We start from the raw sequence: 15,858 nt of genomic DNA on the forward strand, positions 1-15,858 counted from the left end.
GTCCTCGTGTCGGTGGTGTTGGCGTCGGCGGTGCGGGCGGTCACTGGCAGGCCTCGCACGACTCGGGGTTCTCCAGCGAGCAGGCCAGCGCCTCCGCGTCGACGGCGACGGCGACGGCGACGGCGACGGGTGCGACAGCACTGACGGTGGCCTGTTGGATCCGGGTGGCGGGCCGCGAGCGCAGGTAGTACGTGGACTTCAGCCCGGCCTTCCAGGCGTACAGGTACATCGAGGAGAGCTTGCCGATGGTCGGCGCGGCCAGGAACAGGTTCAGCGACTGGGACTGGTCGATGAACGGGGCACGGGCGGCGGCCAGGTCGATAAGCGCCCGCTGCGGCAGTTCCCAGGCGGTGCGGAACAACTCCCGGACGCCGGCCGGCAGCTCGGCGATGTCCTGCACCGACCCCTCCGCGCGCTTGATCGCCGAGCGGATCCGCTCGGTCCACAGACCGCGGGCCTTCAACTCGCGGACCAGAGCGGTGTTGACCTGGAGGAACTCCCCCGACAGGGTCTCGCGCTTGAACAGGTTGGACACCTGCGGCTCGATGCACTCGTAGCACCCGGCGATCGAGGCGATGGTCGCGGTCGGCGCGACCGCCACGAGCAGCGAGTTGCGCAGCCCGTCCGTCGCAACCCGCTGGCGCAGCGCGTCCCAGCGCGCGGTCTGCGTACCCTCGACACCCCACAGGTCCGGTTGGAGCTGGCCCCGCGCGGCCCGGGTCTGCGGGTACGCCGGGTGCGCGCCGAAGCGACGCGCCAGGTCGGCGGAGGTCTCCAGCGCGGTCAGGTACAACTCCTCGCTGATCCGGGTGGACAGCTCCCGCGCGGCCGGTGAGTCGAACGGCAGCCGCAGCGCGAAGAAGACGTCCTGAAGGCCCATCAGCCCGAGCCCCACCGGCCGCCAGCGGGGGTTGCTCGCCGCCGCCTGCTCGGTCGGGTAGTAGTTGATGTCGATGACCCGGTCCAGGAAGGTCACGGCGGTACGGACGGTGGCGCGCAGCCGCTCCCAGTCGATGCCGCCGTCGCTGAGGTGCGCGGCGAGGTTCACCGAGCCGAGGTTGCACACGGCGGTCTCGGCGTCGCTGGACACCTCGATGATCTCGGTGCACAGGTTGGACAGGTGCACCACGTTGCCGTCCTCGGCGGTCTGGTTGCACAGTCGGTTCGCGGCGTCCTTGAAGGTCATCCACCCGTTGCCGGTCTGGGCGAGGGTGCGCATCATCTTGCCGTACAGCTCCCGCGCCGGGACCTGCCGCACGTGGCGGCCCTGCGTCTCGGCCTGCCGGTACGCGGCGTCGAACCGCTCCCCCCACAGGTCGGGCAGCTCGGGTACCTCGTGCGGGTCGAACAGTGACCACATCTCGTCGGCCTCGACCCGGCGCATGAACTCGTCCGGGATCCAGTTGGCCAGGTTGAGGTTGTGGGTGCGGCGGGCGTCCTCGCCGGTGTTGTCCCGCAGTTGCAGGAACTCCTCGATGTCCGGGTGCCACGGTTCCAGATAGACGCAGGCCGCGCCCTTGCGCCGGCCGCCCTGGTTGACCGCGGCGACGCTCGCGTCCAGTGTGCGCAGCCACGGCACGATCCCGTTGGACTGCCCGTTGGTGCCGCGGATCAGTGCACCCCTGGACCGGACCCGGGAGTACGCGATGCCGATGCCGCCGGCGAACTTGGACAGGTTGGCGACCTGGGCGTACCGCTGGTAGATGGAGTCCAACTCGTCGCGCGGAGAGTCGACCAGATAGCAGGAGGACATCTGGGTGTGTCGGGTGCCGGAGTTGAACAGTGTCGGCGAGCTGGGCAGATAGGCCAGGCTGGACATCAGCCGGTAGAAGCCGACCGCCTCGTCCGGCGTCTGGGACAGCCCGCAGGCCACCCGGAGCAGCCAGTACTGCGGGGTCTCCAGCACCAGCCGGCTGGTGGGGTGACGCAGCAGGTACCTGTCGTACACCGTGCGCAGGCCGAAGTACTCGAATCGTCGGTCGCCGTCGGGATCGACAGCGTGGTCGAGCATCGGGGCGTGGGCGGCGACGAACGCGGCGGTGTCGTCGGCGACCAGGCCCTCGGCGTGGCCGATCCGGATCGCCGCGCTGAACGAGGTGACGCCCTGTCGACGCACCTCCTTGTCGACGTAGCCGGACAGCAGCCGGGCGGCGAGGCGCGAGTACTGCGGTTCCTCACCGATCATCTCGGCGGCGGTCTGGATGGAGAGCCGGTCCAGCTCGGCCGTCGTCGCGCCGTCGTACAGGCCGCTGATCGTGCGGGTGGCGACCCGCATCGGGTCGACGTCGGCCAGGTCGTCGGCCCACCGCTCGACCGCACGGACGATCTTGTTGACGTCCACGGACTCGGTGGTGCCGTTGCGCTTGCGCACCTGCATCGGCGTGCGCCGGACGGCCGCGTCGCCGCTGACCGGGACTGCCTCGGTGACTGTCACCACTCACTCCTCGCGAGTTCGAGACCTGATGGCCCCTCGAACGCGTGGAGACGGACACCAACGGACGCCACGCCGGCACGGCGTGGGTCAGGTGGCGTCGGCCGTCCCACGCGGCCTCGGACCGCCGCCCACCCGGGTGCGGGTACGCGGCGCGCTGGCAGGTCTTCGGACTCGTGGGCACGACCGGGTTGGCCGGTCTCCTACTGGCCGTCGCTTCCCAGACCGCTTCGTGGCCCAGTGCTTCTGACGGCTGTCGTTCCCACTCACCGCTGCGGGACAGTCCCGGATTTCCACCGGGTTCCCTCTTGCCTCGACCACTCCGGATGAGCGGCCGAACCAGCTGCGTTCGACACCATATATAGGGACGCTGCGGTTGTCACACCCCACATGTCGGTCTCGGGCGTGTCGACGGCGACCTCCGTGACGGTCATCACCGGCCACGCCGACCAGGCCGAGTCGCGCCGGGGCGCGGTGGACCGACACCCGCGCGGCGCGCGGTACACGAGCAGGTGTCGACATTCGGAAAGGTGTGATGTATTAAGTCTTTAGATGTAAGGATCCCTACCTATACTTAGGCGTCAATGTAGTTATCCGGAGTGGACATCTAATCTTCTGAACCACTCCTCATATCTCGCACCACCGTCCCCATCGGGCCGGCGGTGCCGCAGCAGTGCCCGGGCCGACGACGAGGTGCCGCCCGTCGAAGGTGCCTACCAGCGCGGCGAATGTTGGTACCACCGCATTCAGGGCTCGCGGATCGGGTACGGCGATCACGGGGACCGCGCACCGACGAATCTCCAGCACGAAGAAACATTGGATGTCTTCGATACCCGACGGATCGACGTCGTTGACGCGTCGGATCGACCCTCCGTATACTCCCAGAGATCATCTGATCTTTAGCCTAACCGGGCGAGGAGCGCATGCCGCAGATCACCGCCGTCACTGTCGAGGACGTCCGCTTCCCCACCTCCCTGACCGCTGACGGCTCCGACGCCATGAACAAGGACGGCGACTACTCGGCGGCCTACGTCGTCCTGCACACCGACGGCGTCGACAGCAGCGGTGCGCCACTCGCGGGCCACGGCCTGACCTTCACCATCGGCCGGGGCAACGACATCGTCGTCGCGGCGGCCGTCCATCAGGCACAGCGCCTCGTCGGCGTGGACGTCGCGACGATGGCGGCGGACATGGGCGCGGTCTACCGTCTGCTCACCTCCGACTCGCAACTACGCTGGCTCGGCCCGGAGAAGGGTGTCGTGCACCTGTCGCTGGCCGCCGTCCTCAACGCGTCGTGGGATCTGGTCGCCCGGGTCGCCGACAAGCCGCTGTGGCGGCTGCTCGTCGACATGTCCCCCGAGCAGCTCGTCGACATCGCGGACCTGCGCTACCTGTCCGACGCGCTGACCCGGGACGAGGCGCTGGCCATCCTGCGGGCCAAGGAGAGCACGAAGGCGGCCCGTCTCGCCGAGCTCGACCGGACCGGCTACCCCGCCTACACCACCTCGGCAGGCTGGCTCGGCTACGGCGACGACAAGCTGCGCCGGCTGTGCCAGGAGGCGGTGGACACCGGCTACGGCTACGTCAAGCTGAAGGTGGGCGCCAACCTCGACGACGACATCCGCCGGTGCGGCATCGCCCGGGAGATCCTCGGTCCGGACCGCAACCTGATGATCGACGCCAACCAGGTGTGGGACGTCGGTCAGGCCATCGAGTGGGTCAAGGCCCTGGCGCAGTTCGAGCCACTGTGGATCGAGGAGCCGACCAGCCCCGACGACATTCTGGGCCACGCCGCCGTGCGCCGCGCCGTCGCTCCGATCGGAGTCGCCACCGGCGAGCACTGCCACAACCGGGTGATGTTCAAGCAGTTGTTCCAGGCCGAGGCCATCGACTTCTGTCAACTGGACACCGGCAGGTTGGCCAGCATCAACGAGATCGTCGCCGTGCTGCTGCTCGCCGCGAAGTTCGACATCCCCGTGTGCCCCCACGCCGGCGGTGTCGGGCTGTGCGAGATGGTCCAGCACGTGTCGGTGCTCGACTACGTCGCGATCTCGGGAGATCTCACCAACCGGGTCACCGAGTTCGTCGACCACCTGCACGAGCACTTCACCGACCCGTGCATCATCCAGGACACCGGCTCGGGCAGCGGTTACGTCCTGCCCAGCCAGCCCGGTTACTCCACCCGGATGCGCCAGGAGTCGGTCGAGCTCTACCGGTTCCCCGACGGCGGCTACTGGGCGGCGACGGACCCGACTACGGTGTCATCTTCGGAGCCGTACGTGATCGCGGGTGGGACGGCCACCCCCGCCGGCCGCTAGGGGGATGTCATGTCGCGCACCGACGAGGTGGTGAACGGCATCAAACGGATGATCCTCGAAGGGCGTTTCAAGCCCGGGGACCGGCTGCCCATCGAGAAGGACCTCGCCGAGTCGCTCGGCGTCTCGCGGGGCTCGCTGCGCGAGGGGATGTCGGCTCTGTCGATCCTCGGCATCGTCAACATCCGCCAGGGTGACGGCACCTACGTCACCAACCTCGACGCGCCGCAGCTGTTGGCCCCGATGGGCTTCGTGGTCGACTTCCAGGGCCAGGGCGACCCACGGCACGTGCACATCGTCCGGCGGCTGTTGGAGTGCGAGGCCGCCCGCCTGGCGGCGACCAGGATCACCGACGAGGCCCTCGCCCAGGCGGGCGAACTGCTCGACGAGGCGGCGCGGATCGCCGGTCGGTCGCCGCAGGAGCACGAACGGATCATGGAGATCGACATCGCGTTCCACCGGATCATCGCGGTGCACGCCGACAATCCGGTGCTCGTCGGTCTCATCGAGGCGTTCGCCGGGCGTACCCTGCGCGGGCGGCTCTGGCGGAGCCTGCACGAGGAGGGCGCGGACCGGCGTACCCACGACGAGCACGTCGCGATCCTGAAGGCCCTGGTGGCCCGGGACCCGGAGCGTGCCCGGATCCGGATGGCCAACCACCTGATCGGGGTGGAGGAATCGCTGTACGGGCAACCCGCCGACGGTGACGCCAACGTCGAGCCGGCGCGGTTCTGAGCAACCACCTCGGCGTACGACGGCGCGCCGCGCACCCGCCCGGGGCCCGGCGGCTCCGGGGCGCGCCCTCGATCATGTGATCGCGCGCGCCCCGGCCGACGAGGTCAGCGGTCGTCCCGCTCTCCGCCGGTGCTTCCGGTCATCGCCGCGACCAGGTCGTCGGTGGTGACCTCGTCCGCGCGCAGCCGGGCCGCCCGCCGGCCGAGCCGCAGCACCTCGACCCGGTCGGCGATCTCGAGCACCTGCGGCATGTTGTGGCTCACCAACACCACCGACATGCCGGCGTCCCGAGCCCGCCGGACGACGTCGAGCACCCGCCCGGTCTGGACGACACCGAGCGCCGCGGTCGGCTCGTCGAGGATGACCACGTTCGTCGCCCAGATGATCGCGCGCGCCACCGCGACGCACTGTCGCTGCCCACCGGACAACATCGCGATCGGGGTGGTGACCCGGGGGATCCGCACGCCCAGTTCGTCGAGGGCCGCGGCAGCGCCCTGCCGCATGGCGCGCTTGTCGAGCAGCCCCAGCCGGCCGAGCGGTCCGGAGCGCAGGATCTCCCGACCGAGGTACAGGTTGGCGGCCACGCTGAGATCGTCGGCGACGGCCAGGTCCTGGTAGACGGTCTCCACCCCCGCACGTCGGGCGTCGACGGGCGTGGAGAACTGGACGGGACGGCCATCCACCCGGATCTCGCCCTCGTCGGGCGGGTGCACACCGGACAGTGTCTTGATCAGCGTGCTCTTTCCGGCGCCGTTGTCGCCGATCAGCGCGACGACCTCACCCCGGTGGACCGTGAAGTCGGCGCCGCGCAACGCCTCGACGTGCCCGAACCGCTTGACGATGCCACGGGCTTCGAGGACCGGTGGCTGCTCGGCGGTCGGTTGCGTGTCGCTGGCGGCGGTAGCCGTCGGGGTCGCGCCCATCACTGCACCGGCGGGTTGGCGCAGCTGGGCTCGAGCACCGCCTTGATCTCCGCGGAGTCGATGTTCTCCTTGGTGACGAACGTGACGCCGGTGTCGGCCGACGCCAGCGGCGCCTTGTCCCGCAGGTGCTTGACCATCTTGTCGACGCCGAAGTAGCCCATCTTGAACGGGTTCTGCACGACCAACGCCGAGATCTGGCCGCTGCGCACCCCGGCGATCTCGTCCGGGGCGGCGTCCCAGCCGATGATGACCACCTTGCCGGACTTGCCGGCCGCCTGGATGGCCTGCGCGGCACCGAGCACGCTCGGCTCGTTGGCCGCGAAGATGCCGGCGAGGTTGGGGTTGGCGGTGAGAATGTTCTCGGTGACGCGTCGTGCCTCGTTGACGTCGCTGCGGCTGGGCTGCTGGCCGACCAGCTTGAGGTTGGGATACTGGGCGAGGCCGGCCTTGAAGCCGTCCACCCGCTCGGTGTTGGTCTGCGATCCCGGCTGGAACTCGACGAGCGCCACCTGGTGGTTGCCGGGGCCGAGTTCGGTGGCGAGCAGCTTCGCCGCCTCGGTGGCCGACGCGCGGTTGTCGGTGGCGAACAGCGGCACGTTCGACGGCTGCGGGCTGGTGCCAGAGTCGATCATCGCGACCGGGATGTTCGCGGCGAGCGCCTTGTCGGTCGCGGGCGCCAGCGCGCTGGAGTCCGTCGCCGCGTACACGATGCCGTCGACCTTCTTGGTGACGAAGTTCTGGATCAGGTTGACCTGGCCCTCGACGTCGGTCTCGGCGGTCACCCCGTCCCACTGGACGGTGACGTCCCCCGCGCGCTGCGCGGCGCACTCCGCGCCCGCCTTCACGGTGTTCCAGTAGTCGGCACCGACGGCCTTCGGCACGACGGCGAGCTTCAACGGCCCGCTCGCGTCCTTCGTCGCGCCGTCGCCGCCGTCGCGAACCTCGACCCCGCCGCAGGCGCTGAGCAGAGCGGTCGCCGCGGCCGCGGCCAGAACCGCTCGTACACCCAGGATCGACCGTCGCGTCCGCCGGCTGGTGGTGGTGTGCGCCATGGTGTGTGTCCTTCCTCGTTCGGAGCCTCGGAATGGCATGTCAACCCCGTGATTCCAGCCGCCGGCGGCGGTACTGGTCGAAGTAGACGGCGGCCCAGATGATCAGGCCGACGATCACCTGCTGGTAGTGGATGCTGATGTCGAGCAGGACAGCGCCGTTGCGCACCAGCGCGATGAGGAACGCGCCGATGATGGTCCCGACGATCCGGCCCTGGCCACCGAACAGGCTGGCGCCGCCGATGACCGCGGCGGCGATGACGTCGAGCTCCAGGGAGATCCCGTAGTTCGGCTGGCCGGAGTTGACCCGGGACGCGGCGATCATGCCGCCCAGCCCGACCAGGACGCCCGCCAGCACGTACACGCCGGTCAGGTGACGCCCCACCCGGATGCCCGAGCGGCGGGCCGCCTCCAGATTGGAGCCCATCGCGTAGGTGTACTGGCCGAAGCGGGTCTGGGAGAGCAGGAAGGCGACCCCCACCGCGACCAGGACGGTGATCACCACGGCGAACGGAATGCCGAGGATCTCCCCGTTACCGAGCAGCTGGAAGGATCGGGGCAGGCCGTAGACGCCGACCGCACCGGTGATGATGAAGACGAGGCCGCGGCCCACGGACATCGTGCCCAGCGTCGCGATGAACGGCGGGATCCGGGCCACGGTCACCAGCAGCCCGTTCAGCAGGCCGGCCAGCGCGCCGACGCCGATCGCGACCACCGTCGCCGCCCAGAGCGAGAAGCCGAGGTCGCGGACGACCATCGCTCCCACGACGCCGGCGAGCGCGGCGACCGATCCGACGGACAGGTCGATGCCCTTCGTGATGATGACCATCGTCTGCGCCGTGGCGATGATGGCGATCACCGCGGTCTGCGCTCCGATGTTGAAGAGGTTGTCCGCGGTGAGGAAGTAGGGACTGGCGACGGTCAGCGCGACGAACAGGACGACGAGCGCGGTCGCGGCGGTCAGCTCGGAGACGGCGTGGGAGATCCGTTCGCGGAACCAGTCGCTGAGTTCGCCGCGCCGCGTGCCGACGGATGCCTCGACGGTACTCATCGTCGGATCTGACCTCCCCAAGCGTGGCGTCGGCGCGCGACGGGGGATTCCCCGGCGAGCCGGCAACCTCTGAGCCACCGCGCCTCCTCGGCGGGGTGCGCGGGCTCGTGCCCGCACACCCGTCGAGATAGGTCGGATGTTTCCCTCGATCAGGCGTTACCTTGCCACGCATTGACTCATGTTGCCAAGGTCTTACGGGCATGTTGTCGGGGTGACCCGGCACAGGCCCGGCATACGTCTGATCAAACTGGCACAACCTGCGGCTCAGCGACAGGCCCGGCCCGAGGTGCGGCCCGTCAGTCGGCGAGCCGCGGCGGCGTCACGCCGGGTCCAGCCGGTACGCCCGACGGGCCGTCCGCCCCCAGATCGCCGCCCGCTCGTCGTCGCCCAGCGGGTCCAGCAGTTCGGTGAGGGCCTCGACCCAGCGCGCGTACGAGGAGGCGAGCAGGCACACCGGCCAGTCCGAGCCGAACATCAGCCGGTCCGGGCCGAATGCGTCGAGCGCGTGCTCGACGGCAGGCCGGAGGTCGGCCGTCGTCCACGAGGGACCATCCACCTCGGTCACCAGACCGGAGAGCTTCGCCGTCGTGTTGGGCTCGGCGGCGAGCGCCCGCAGGTCGCGCGGCCAGTCGCCGAGGCCGGCGTGCCCGAGCGAGGGCTTGCCGAGGTGGTCCAGGACGAACCGCATCTCGGGCAGGTCGCGGACGAGCCGGGTGGCCGCCGGCAACTGGTGGTCGCGTACCAGCAGATCGAAGGCCAGGCCGGCGGCGCCCACCGCGGCGATGCCCCGCCGGATGTCCGGGCGGTCGAGGTACGCCGGGTCGGGCTCGGACTGGACGAGGTCGCGAATACTCACCAGTCGCTCTCCGCCGCGCGCCGCCCGGAGCCGGTCGAGGCGATCGCCGACGTTGTCGGCGGCGAGGTCGACCCAGCCGACGACCCCGGCGATGAGGGGATCGTCAGCCGCGATGCCCAGCAGCTCGGGCGTCTCCGTCCGGACCGCGATGGACTGCACCACGACGGTCTGGGTGACTCCGGCGGCTCGGGCCACCGGAGCGAGATCGAGCGGGGTGAAGTCGTGGTCGATCGCGGCCATGGTGTGCGGATCGATCCAGGGCTGCGGGTGCCGGGCCCGGACCCACAGATGGTGGTGCGCGTCGACGATGCCCTGGCCCGACGCGGCCTCGGTGCTCGTCATCGGACATGTCCTGGCGTGCTCACGTGCTCTCCCCCACCCCGCCCAGTCATTGGTCTGACGTCCGGCTCGACTCGTTGTTACGGAACCGATCCGGCAGTTTGACCATGTTAGCGGTAACAGCACGCTGACGGGGTCGCCGAGCGGATGCTTTGGCGCAACCAAGCATCATATCTTTAGAATTTACGCTTGTCGATACCGCTGCTCGTTGCGGGTTACTGGGCCGCCCAGGTCCCGGGTTGACCGCCTGCGGCGACACCGATACCGTCGACCCACTATCTGCGGAGACGCGAGGGAAGCCGGTGTGATTCCGGCGCGGTCGCGCCACTGTAAGCGGTCCCGCCTCAACGGGGCCGCGAGCCAGGACGCTCGGTCGTCCGCAGCCTTGCGATGGGGACGCGTCATCCCTGGGGAGGTTCGTGATCTTATGTCTACTTCCACGTCCAGCCAGCCGTTGGTCCGTCCCGCTGGCGATTCCCGTCTGTTGTGGACGGTGCTGGCCACCGTCGTGATGCTCAGCCTGCTGGCCTACCTCGTCGCCTTCGATCAGGGAGCAGTCTCGCGCAGCGGGATGTACCTGCACGAGCTGATGCACGACGGCCGGCACCTGCTGGGTGTCCCGTGCCACTGACGTCCACCACCGCTCCTCCGTTCGTCACCGTCCTCGTCCGCGGCCTGCTCGCCGGCCTGATCGCCGGCCTGATCGCCGGGGCGTTCGCCTACGTCGCCGGCGAACCGCGCGTCGAGGCGGCCATCGCGATCGAGGAGGCGGCGACGCACGCCGAACCCGCGGCCGGCGGGCACGACCACGAGGACGCCCTGGTCAGCCGCACCGGTCAGCGCGGAGGCCTGTTCCTGGCCACCGGCCTGTTCGGCGCCGCGATGGGCGGCCTGCTGGCCACCGCGTACGTCCTGCTGTCCCGCCGGCGACGGACCTACGACGACGGCCGCTCCGGACTGCTGCTGGCCGGCGCGGCGCTGCTCGGCGCGGTGATCGTGCCGTTCGTGAAATATCCGGCGAATCCGCCGGCCGTCGGCGACCCGGCCACCATCAACCAGCGCACCGTCACCTACCTGCTGATGGTGGTGCTCGGTCTGGTGGCGGTGTGGGCCGGCTCCCTCGGTTATCGCGCGGTCGGCAGCACGGCGCCGCTGTGGCAGCGCGCGGCCGCGGCCGCTGGCGGGTTCCTGCTGGTCGCCGTGGTGTCCTACGTGGTGATGCCCTCCTTCCAGGAGGTCCCGGCGGACTTCCCGGCGGCCCTGCTGTGGGACTTCCGGCTGGCCTCGCTCGGCACGCAGGTGGTGCTGTGGACCGGGATCGGCCTGGTGTTCGCGGCCCTGATGCACCACGAGCTGCGTCGCCGGACCGCCACGGCGCTGCCGAGCAGGTGACCGCCACCAGCCTCCGGCTGGTCGCCCACGGTCACACCGTCGCCCTGCGTCGGGCCCGCTTCGGTGGGCCCGACGACGGCCTGGACGAGGGCGGCCTGCGTGCCGTCCGCGCCCTGGCCGACGCCGGCCAGGACCGGCGCGGGCACCTGAGTGCCGGCGACGCCTGCCTGTCGAGTCCGGCGGCGGCGGCCACCCAGACCGCCGACGCCCTCGGCCTGCACCCCACCATCGAACCGGCGTTGGCCGACTGTGACTACGGCGACTGGACCGGGCGGGCATTCGAGGAGATCGCCGTCGAGCAGCCGCAGGCACTGCACGAGTGGCTGGCCGCACCGGACTGCGCGCCGCACGGCGGCGAGTCCGTCGCCGCGGTACGGGACCGGGTCGGTCACTGGCTGGACGGGCAACGGAGCATCGGTCGGCGGATCACCGCGATCACCCACCCGCTGGTGATCCGGGTCGCGGTCGTGCACGCCCTCGACCTGCCGTTGGCGACCTACCGGCAGGTGGACGTGGAGCCGCTGGCGATCGTCCGGCTCACCGGTCGGGGGGCACGCTGGCAGCTCCGACTGGGCGCGCCGCGCGCCCACTCCCCGGCATGACCCACTCGCGTCAGCGGAAGTCGGGGCATCCACGGTGTCTCGATGCCCCGACTCCCGTCACACCGAGCCGATCAATGTCCGAACGCCGACGGCCGCGCCGCGCGCCGTGCCGCGCCGTGCGCCGTGCCGCGCCGTGCGCCGTGGAGCGCTGTGATCAACTCGGTCTTCAGAAAGTCGCGGTGTCCGGGTTGGCGCGACACACCGATGGTCAGAAAGCCGAGTCGATCACGGCGGGGCGAGACCGATCAGGGACCACCGATACTTCCGGCCTCCGTTCCGGATCATTCCGGGTGGCAACGCGTCCGCCGAAATGATCCATTGTGGCTACGCACGATGCGCCCCGGCCGCTCCTGCCCGGTGAACATGGGATCGATCCCGAACGCTGTCGTTGACCGGTTCCGGAGCATTTCCGGAACTTGTTGACGCATCGGAAATCCCGCTGTAATACTCCGATCCATCGAGGTCAATGCAATCGGCTTCACGACGAATGCGGCTTGGCCTCCCCACCCACCCACACCTGACCGGACCGTGCCGTCCGCGTTCCGGGCGCGTCCGGCCGGCGAGAAGGGGCATCAGATGAGCAAGGTCTCCCCCAGCACGGCCCCGCGGTCGAGACGGTTGCGCGCGGCACTGGCCGCCCTCACCACCGCCGCCGCGATGTGCGGCGTCGTCCTCGCCGCCACCTCGGCCCCGTCGAGTGCCGCCACCTGCAACGGCTACGTCGGCCTCACCTTCGACGACGGACCGACCGGCAGCACCGGCGCGCTGCTCAACGTGCTGCGCAGCAACGGCGTACGGGCCACCATGTTCAACGTCGGGCAGAACGTCCAGAACAACCGGTCGGCGGCGCAGGCGCAGGTGTCCGCCGGCATGTGGGTCGCCAACCACAGCTGGAACCACGCCCACATGACCTCGATGAGCCAGTCCCAGATGCAGTCCGACCTGTCCCAGACCAGCTCGGCGATCCAGTCGGCCACCGGCGTCCGCCCGCAGTTGTTCCGGCCTCCGTACGGGGAGACCAACTCGACCCTCCAGTCGGTCGCGTCGTCGCTCGGCATGCGCCAGGTGATCTGGGACGTGGACTCACAGGACTGGAACGGCGCGAGCGTCAGCCAGATCGTGTCGAACGCGAGCCGCCTCCAGGCGGGTCAGGTCATCCTCATGCACGACGGGATCCAGAACACCCGCGACGCGATTCCCCAGATCATGGCCAATCTGACCAGCCGCAACCTGTGCCCCGGCATGATCTCGCCGTCCACCGGTCGGGCGGTCGCGCCCGACGGCACGACCCCGCCGCCGAGCACCGGCACCCCGCCGCCCGGCACGGGGACCCCACCGCCCGGCAACGGCAGCTGCACCGCGACGGCGACGACCCCCAATGTCTGGGGCGACCGGTACAACACGTCGGTGACGGTCAGCGGCGCCAGCACGTGGACCGTGGTGGTGGCCATCACCGCACCGCAGCGCGTCTCCACCATCTGGAACGGCACCGCCACCTGGGACAGCAGCGGCACCGTCATGACCATGCGGTCCAACGGCAGCGGCAACACCTTCGGCTTCACCACGATGACCAACGGCAACAGCAGCGCCCGTCCGCAGATCCGCTCCTGCACCGCGGGCTGACCCCACCCGGACCGCCTCGCCGTGCGGCGGGTGCCGCGGCACCCGCCGCACAGGCGCACCCCGCAGCGCGGGTCAGGTGTCACTAGCCTGCATTGATGCGACACACCCTCACGCCCGGGGACGACACCCTGCACGGCCACTTCTCCCCCGATTTCGCCCCCGTGCTCACCATCGACCCCGGCGACACCGTCACCTACCGCACCCTGGACTGCTGGTGGTCGGCCGGCCCGTATCCCGGCGGGAACAACCGGGACCGGCCCCGGGCGCCGCAGCACCGAGCCGACCACGGGCACGCGCTGATCGGTCCGGTCGCCGTCCGCGGCGCCCGCGCCGGTCAGACCCTTGCGGTACGCATCGACGCGGTCGTCCCGGCCACCTGGGGCACCACCGTGGCCGGCGGCTGGCCCAGCGGCTTCAACCGGCGGTACGGCGTCGAGCAGGAAGGTGTGGTGCATTCCTGGGACCTGGACCCGGTGACGATGACCGGCCGCAACCAGCACGGCCACACCGTCAGGCTCCGACCCTTCCTGGGTGTGCTGGGCATGCCACCCGCCGAGTCCGGGCGTCATTCGACGATCCCGCCGCGCGCCTGTGGTGGCAACCTGGACTGCAAGGACCTCACCGCCGGCAGCACCCTGCTGCTGCCGATCCCGGTCGACGGCGCGCTGTTCTCCGTCGGGGACGGACACGCCGCACAGGGCGACGGCGAGGTGGGCGGCACCGCGATCGAATGTCCGATGGACGAGGTGACGCTGACCTTCGACGTCCGCCACGACTTCCCGGTCACCGGGCCGGTGGCCCGGATCGCGGACGCCTGGCTGACCCTGGGTGTCGGCGCGTCCCTCGACGACGCCACGTTCATGGCCCTGGACTCGATGCTGACCCTCATGCGGCGGTTGCACGGGCTCAGCCGCCCGGATGCCGTGGCGCTGGCCAGCGTCGCTGTCGACGTACGGGTGACGCAGATCGTCAACCAGACCGTCGGTGCGCACGCGGTGCTCCGGGACGACGCACTGAGGTGGCCGGGCGCCGATTCTGTCAGGGGCAGCCGTTAGCGTGTGGGCACTGTCGCCGCGCCGGCCGCTCAGGCCGATCGCTGACCCCTCGGAGGCCCCCATGTCCCAGGAGACGACCTACCTCGAACTGTCCGAAGTGGACGGTGCGCACAAGTTCTACGAGGTCATCGTCGACGACGCCACGCTGACCGTGCGGTACGGTCGGATCGGCGACCAGGGGCAGGTCAAGGCCAGCGCCTACCCGGACAACGCCCGGGCCCGAGCGGCCGCGGCGAAGAAGATCGGGGAGAAGGTCCGCAAGGGCTACTCTCCGGCGGTCCCCGGCGTCCGACAGAAGCGCACCGTCTCCCGGCGGCAGATCGTCAGCACCCGCTCCACCGCCCACACCGCTCCGGTGCTCTGGCGCTACGACTCCGGCGCTCCCGCCTTCGGCATCTTCGTCGACGGGCAGCACTGCATGGTCGGCAACGAGCACGGTGTGATCACCACGCTCGACCACGACGCCCAGGTGCGCGGCCAGGTCCGCCTCCCCGACGGGGTGAAGTGCATCGTCGCCGACGACGCCTGGGTCTACGCCGGCTGCGACGACGGCAACGTCTACGACCTCTCCGGCAAGGTCCCCCGGGTGGCGTACGCGATCGCCCCGGAGATCGACATCTACTGGCTGGACATCCACGACGGCGTCCTCGGCGTCTCCGACGCCGACGGCGGGATCACCGCCGTCGACCACGAGGACGAGTTCCTGTGGCGTCGCCCCGGGCGGGGGCGCTCGGCCTGGATGGTGCGGTGCGACGACGACGCCATCTACCACGGCCACTCGCAGGGCGTGACCGGCTACGAGTGGCGGACCGGCAGCGAACTGTGGCACACCAGGACCGGTTCGGTGCTCTTCGGCTGGCAGGAGCACGGCAGTGTGTTCGCCGGCACCAGCAGCCGCGAGGTGGTGCGGCTGTCCAAGGCGGGTCGCCACGAACGCACCTATCTGTGCGATGCTCCCGTCTTCTCCTGCGCCACGGCCGAGGGCGGCCGCTACGTCTTCGCCGGTGACAGCCAGTCCTCGATCTACTGCTTCGACGCCGCCGGCACGCGGCTGTGGAAGCTCGGCACCGGCTGCGGCTCGGCGTATTCGATGCAGTATCACGACGACCGGCTCTACGTCGTCACCACCGGCGGCCACCTCGCCTGCATCGACGCGAGCGAACCGGCGATCCGGGCGGCCCAGGCCGGGGACGTGCCCGAGGTACGCGACGTCAAGGCCCCCCGCCAGGCGCCACGGCCCGTCGAGCCGACGATCGTCGAGGTGACGAGCGACGCGGGCGGAGGCGTGATCGTGCAGTGCCTCGACGATCGGGGGCGGCTACGGGTCCAGGTGCTGTCCGACGGCTACCGGCGTGACTGGTCGGTGCAGTTCCCCAAGGGGATCCGCGAGCCGGGCGCCCGCTACCTGGTGACCGAGGTCCGCGAGTCCAGCCGCGGCGGGTTCTACCGGGCGTTCGGCGACATCCGCCGACTGCGCTGATTGCGGT

The 15,858-nt window shown here is 70.3% G+C and carries 13 protein-coding genes and 2 riboswitches; of the genes, 8 read left to right on the forward strand and 5 right to left on the reverse strand.

What is annotated here, in order from left to right:
* Positions 1-40 precede the first annotated feature (40 nt).
* Positions 41-2,377, reverse strand: coding sequence for a ribonucleoside-diphosphate reductase subunit alpha (locus AB0O48_RS15530; protein ID WP_365066685.1), 2,337 nt, complete (start codon positions 2,375-2,377; stop codon positions 41-43).
* A 195-nt stretch (positions 2,378-2,572) separates the two neighbouring features.
* Positions 2,573-2,790: riboswitch (cobalamin riboswitch) on the reverse strand.
* A gap of 564 nt (positions 2,791-3,354) precedes the next feature.
* On the opposite strand from AB0O48_RS15530, the gene AB0O48_RS15535 reads away from it, so the two are divergent.
* Both AB0O48_RS15535 and AB0O48_RS15540 read left to right on the forward strand, forming a co-directional pair.
* Positions 3,355-4,749, forward strand: a complete 1,395-nt coding sequence (locus AB0O48_RS15535) for an L-fuconate dehydratase (RefSeq protein WP_357239652.1) — start codon at positions 3,355-3,357, stop codon at positions 4,747-4,749.
* A 9-nt stretch (positions 4,750-4,758) separates the two neighbouring features.
* Positions 4,759-5,481, forward strand: a complete 723-nt coding sequence (locus AB0O48_RS15540) for a FadR/GntR family transcriptional regulator (RefSeq protein WP_357239655.1) — start codon at positions 4,759-4,761, stop codon at positions 5,479-5,481.
* A 104-nt stretch (positions 5,482-5,585) separates the two neighbouring features.
* On the opposite strand, the gene AB0O48_RS15545 is transcribed toward AB0O48_RS15540, so the two are convergent.
* The 4 genes from AB0O48_RS15545 to AB0O48_RS15560 form a co-directional block, all read right to left on the reverse strand.
* On the reverse strand, positions 5,586-6,404 hold the full coding sequence (locus AB0O48_RS15545) for an ATP-binding cassette domain-containing protein (RefSeq protein WP_357239658.1): 819 nt from the start codon (positions 6,402-6,404) through the stop codon (positions 5,586-5,588).
* Positions 6,404-7,456 (reverse strand): ABC transporter substrate-binding protein, encoded by a 1,053-nt coding sequence (locus AB0O48_RS15550; RefSeq protein ID WP_357239660.1) that lies wholly within the window; start codon positions 7,454-7,456, stop codon positions 6,404-6,406. The genes AB0O48_RS15545 and AB0O48_RS15550 overlap by 1 nt, the downstream gene beginning before the upstream one ends.
* Before the next feature lie 40 nt (positions 7,457-7,496).
* Positions 7,497-8,504 (reverse strand): ABC transporter permease, encoded by a 1,008-nt coding sequence (locus AB0O48_RS15555; RefSeq protein WP_357239663.1) that lies wholly within the window; start codon positions 8,502-8,504, stop codon positions 7,497-7,499.
* 319 nt (positions 8,505-8,823) lie between these two features.
* A complete protein-coding gene (locus tag AB0O48_RS15560) occupies positions 8,824-9,702 on the reverse strand; it encodes an amidohydrolase family protein (protein WP_365066046.1) in 879 nt (292 codons plus the stop codon).
* 291 nt (positions 9,703-9,993) lie between these two features.
* A riboswitch (cobalamin riboswitch) is annotated at positions 9,994-10,068 on the forward strand.
* Between the two features lie 58 nt (positions 10,069-10,126).
* Here AB0O48_RS15560 and AB0O48_RS15565 point away from each other — a divergent pair.
* From AB0O48_RS15565 to AB0O48_RS15590, 6 genes are all read left to right on the forward strand, one after another.
* Positions 10,127-10,330: a CbtB domain-containing protein gene (locus tag AB0O48_RS15565; RefSeq protein WP_357239669.1), complete on the forward strand. Its 204-nt coding sequence runs from the start codon at positions 10,127-10,129 to the stop codon at positions 10,328-10,330.
* Positions 10,321-11,091, forward strand: coding sequence for a CbtA family protein (locus AB0O48_RS15570; protein WP_365066049.1), 771 nt, complete (start codon positions 10,321-10,323; stop codon positions 11,089-11,091). Before AB0O48_RS15565 ends, AB0O48_RS15570 begins: the two co-directional genes overlap by 10 nt.
* Positions 11,088-11,693 (forward strand): histidine phosphatase family protein, encoded by a 606-nt coding sequence (locus AB0O48_RS15575; RefSeq protein ID WP_357570301.1) that lies wholly within the window; start codon positions 11,088-11,090, stop codon positions 11,691-11,693. Before AB0O48_RS15570 ends, AB0O48_RS15575 begins: the two co-directional genes overlap by 4 nt.
* Positions 11,694-12,269: 576 nt before the next feature.
* Positions 12,270-13,316: a polysaccharide deacetylase family protein gene (locus AB0O48_RS15580; protein WP_365066053.1), complete on the forward strand. Its 1,047-nt coding sequence runs from the start codon at positions 12,270-12,272 to the stop codon at positions 13,314-13,316.
* Positions 13,317-13,411: 95 nt separating this feature from the next.
* A complete protein-coding gene (locus tag AB0O48_RS15585) occupies positions 13,412-14,371 on the forward strand; it encodes an acetamidase/formamidase family protein (RefSeq protein WP_365066056.1) in 960 nt (319 codons plus the stop codon).
* Between the two features lie 61 nt (positions 14,372-14,432).
* Positions 14,433-15,851, forward strand: coding sequence for a PQQ-binding-like beta-propeller repeat protein (locus AB0O48_RS15590; RefSeq protein WP_357239681.1), 1,419 nt, complete (start codon positions 14,433-14,435; stop codon positions 15,849-15,851).
* Positions 15,852-15,858 lie beyond the last annotated feature (7 nt).

The sequence above is a fragment of the Micromonospora sp. NPDC085948 genome, assembly GCF_040686315.1.
In the GTDB taxonomy this organism is placed as follows: Bacteria; Actinomycetota; Actinomycetes; order Mycobacteriales; family Micromonosporaceae; genus Micromonospora.

What these genes read in the sequence shown, in the direction of transcription:
- AB0O48_RS15530 (WP_365066685.1), bottom strand. Translation starts at nt 2,377, where the DNA reads ATGCAGGTGCGCAAGCGCAACGGCACCACCGAGTCCGTGGACGTCAAC.
- AB0O48_RS15535 (WP_357239652.1), top strand. Translation starts at nt 3,355, where the DNA reads ATGCCGCAGATCACCGCCGTCACTGTCGAGGACGTCCGCTTCCCCACC.
- AB0O48_RS15540 (WP_357239655.1), top strand. Translation starts at nt 4,759, where the DNA reads ATGTCGCGCACCGACGAGGTGGTGAACGGCATCAAACGGATGATCCTC.
- AB0O48_RS15545 (WP_357239658.1), bottom strand. Translation starts at nt 6,404, where the DNA reads ATGGGCGCGACCCCGACGGCTACCGCCGCCAGCGACACGCAACCGACC.
- AB0O48_RS15550 (WP_357239660.1), bottom strand. Translation starts at nt 7,456, where the DNA reads ATGGCGCACACCACCACCAGCCGGCGGACGCGACGGTCGATCCTGGGT.
- AB0O48_RS15555 (WP_357239663.1), bottom strand. Translation starts at nt 8,504, where the DNA reads ATGAGTACCGTCGAGGCATCCGTCGGCACGCGGCGCGGCGAACTCAGC.
- AB0O48_RS15560 (WP_365066046.1), bottom strand. Translation starts at nt 9,702, where the DNA reads ATGACGAGCACCGAGGCCGCGTCGGGCCAGGGCATCGTCGACGCGCAC.
- AB0O48_RS15565 (WP_357239669.1), top strand. Translation starts at nt 10,127, where the DNA reads ATGTCTACTTCCACGTCCAGCCAGCCGTTGGTCCGTCCCGCTGGCGAT.
- AB0O48_RS15580 (WP_365066053.1), top strand. Translation starts at nt 12,270, where the DNA reads ATGAGCAAGGTCTCCCCCAGCACGGCCCCGCGGTCGAGACGGTTGCGC.
- AB0O48_RS15585 (WP_365066056.1), top strand. Translation starts at nt 13,412, where the DNA reads ATGCGACACACCCTCACGCCCGGGGACGACACCCTGCACGGCCACTTC.
- AB0O48_RS15590 (WP_357239681.1), top strand. Translation starts at nt 14,433, where the DNA reads ATGTCCCAGGAGACGACCTACCTCGAACTGTCCGAAGTGGACGGTGCG.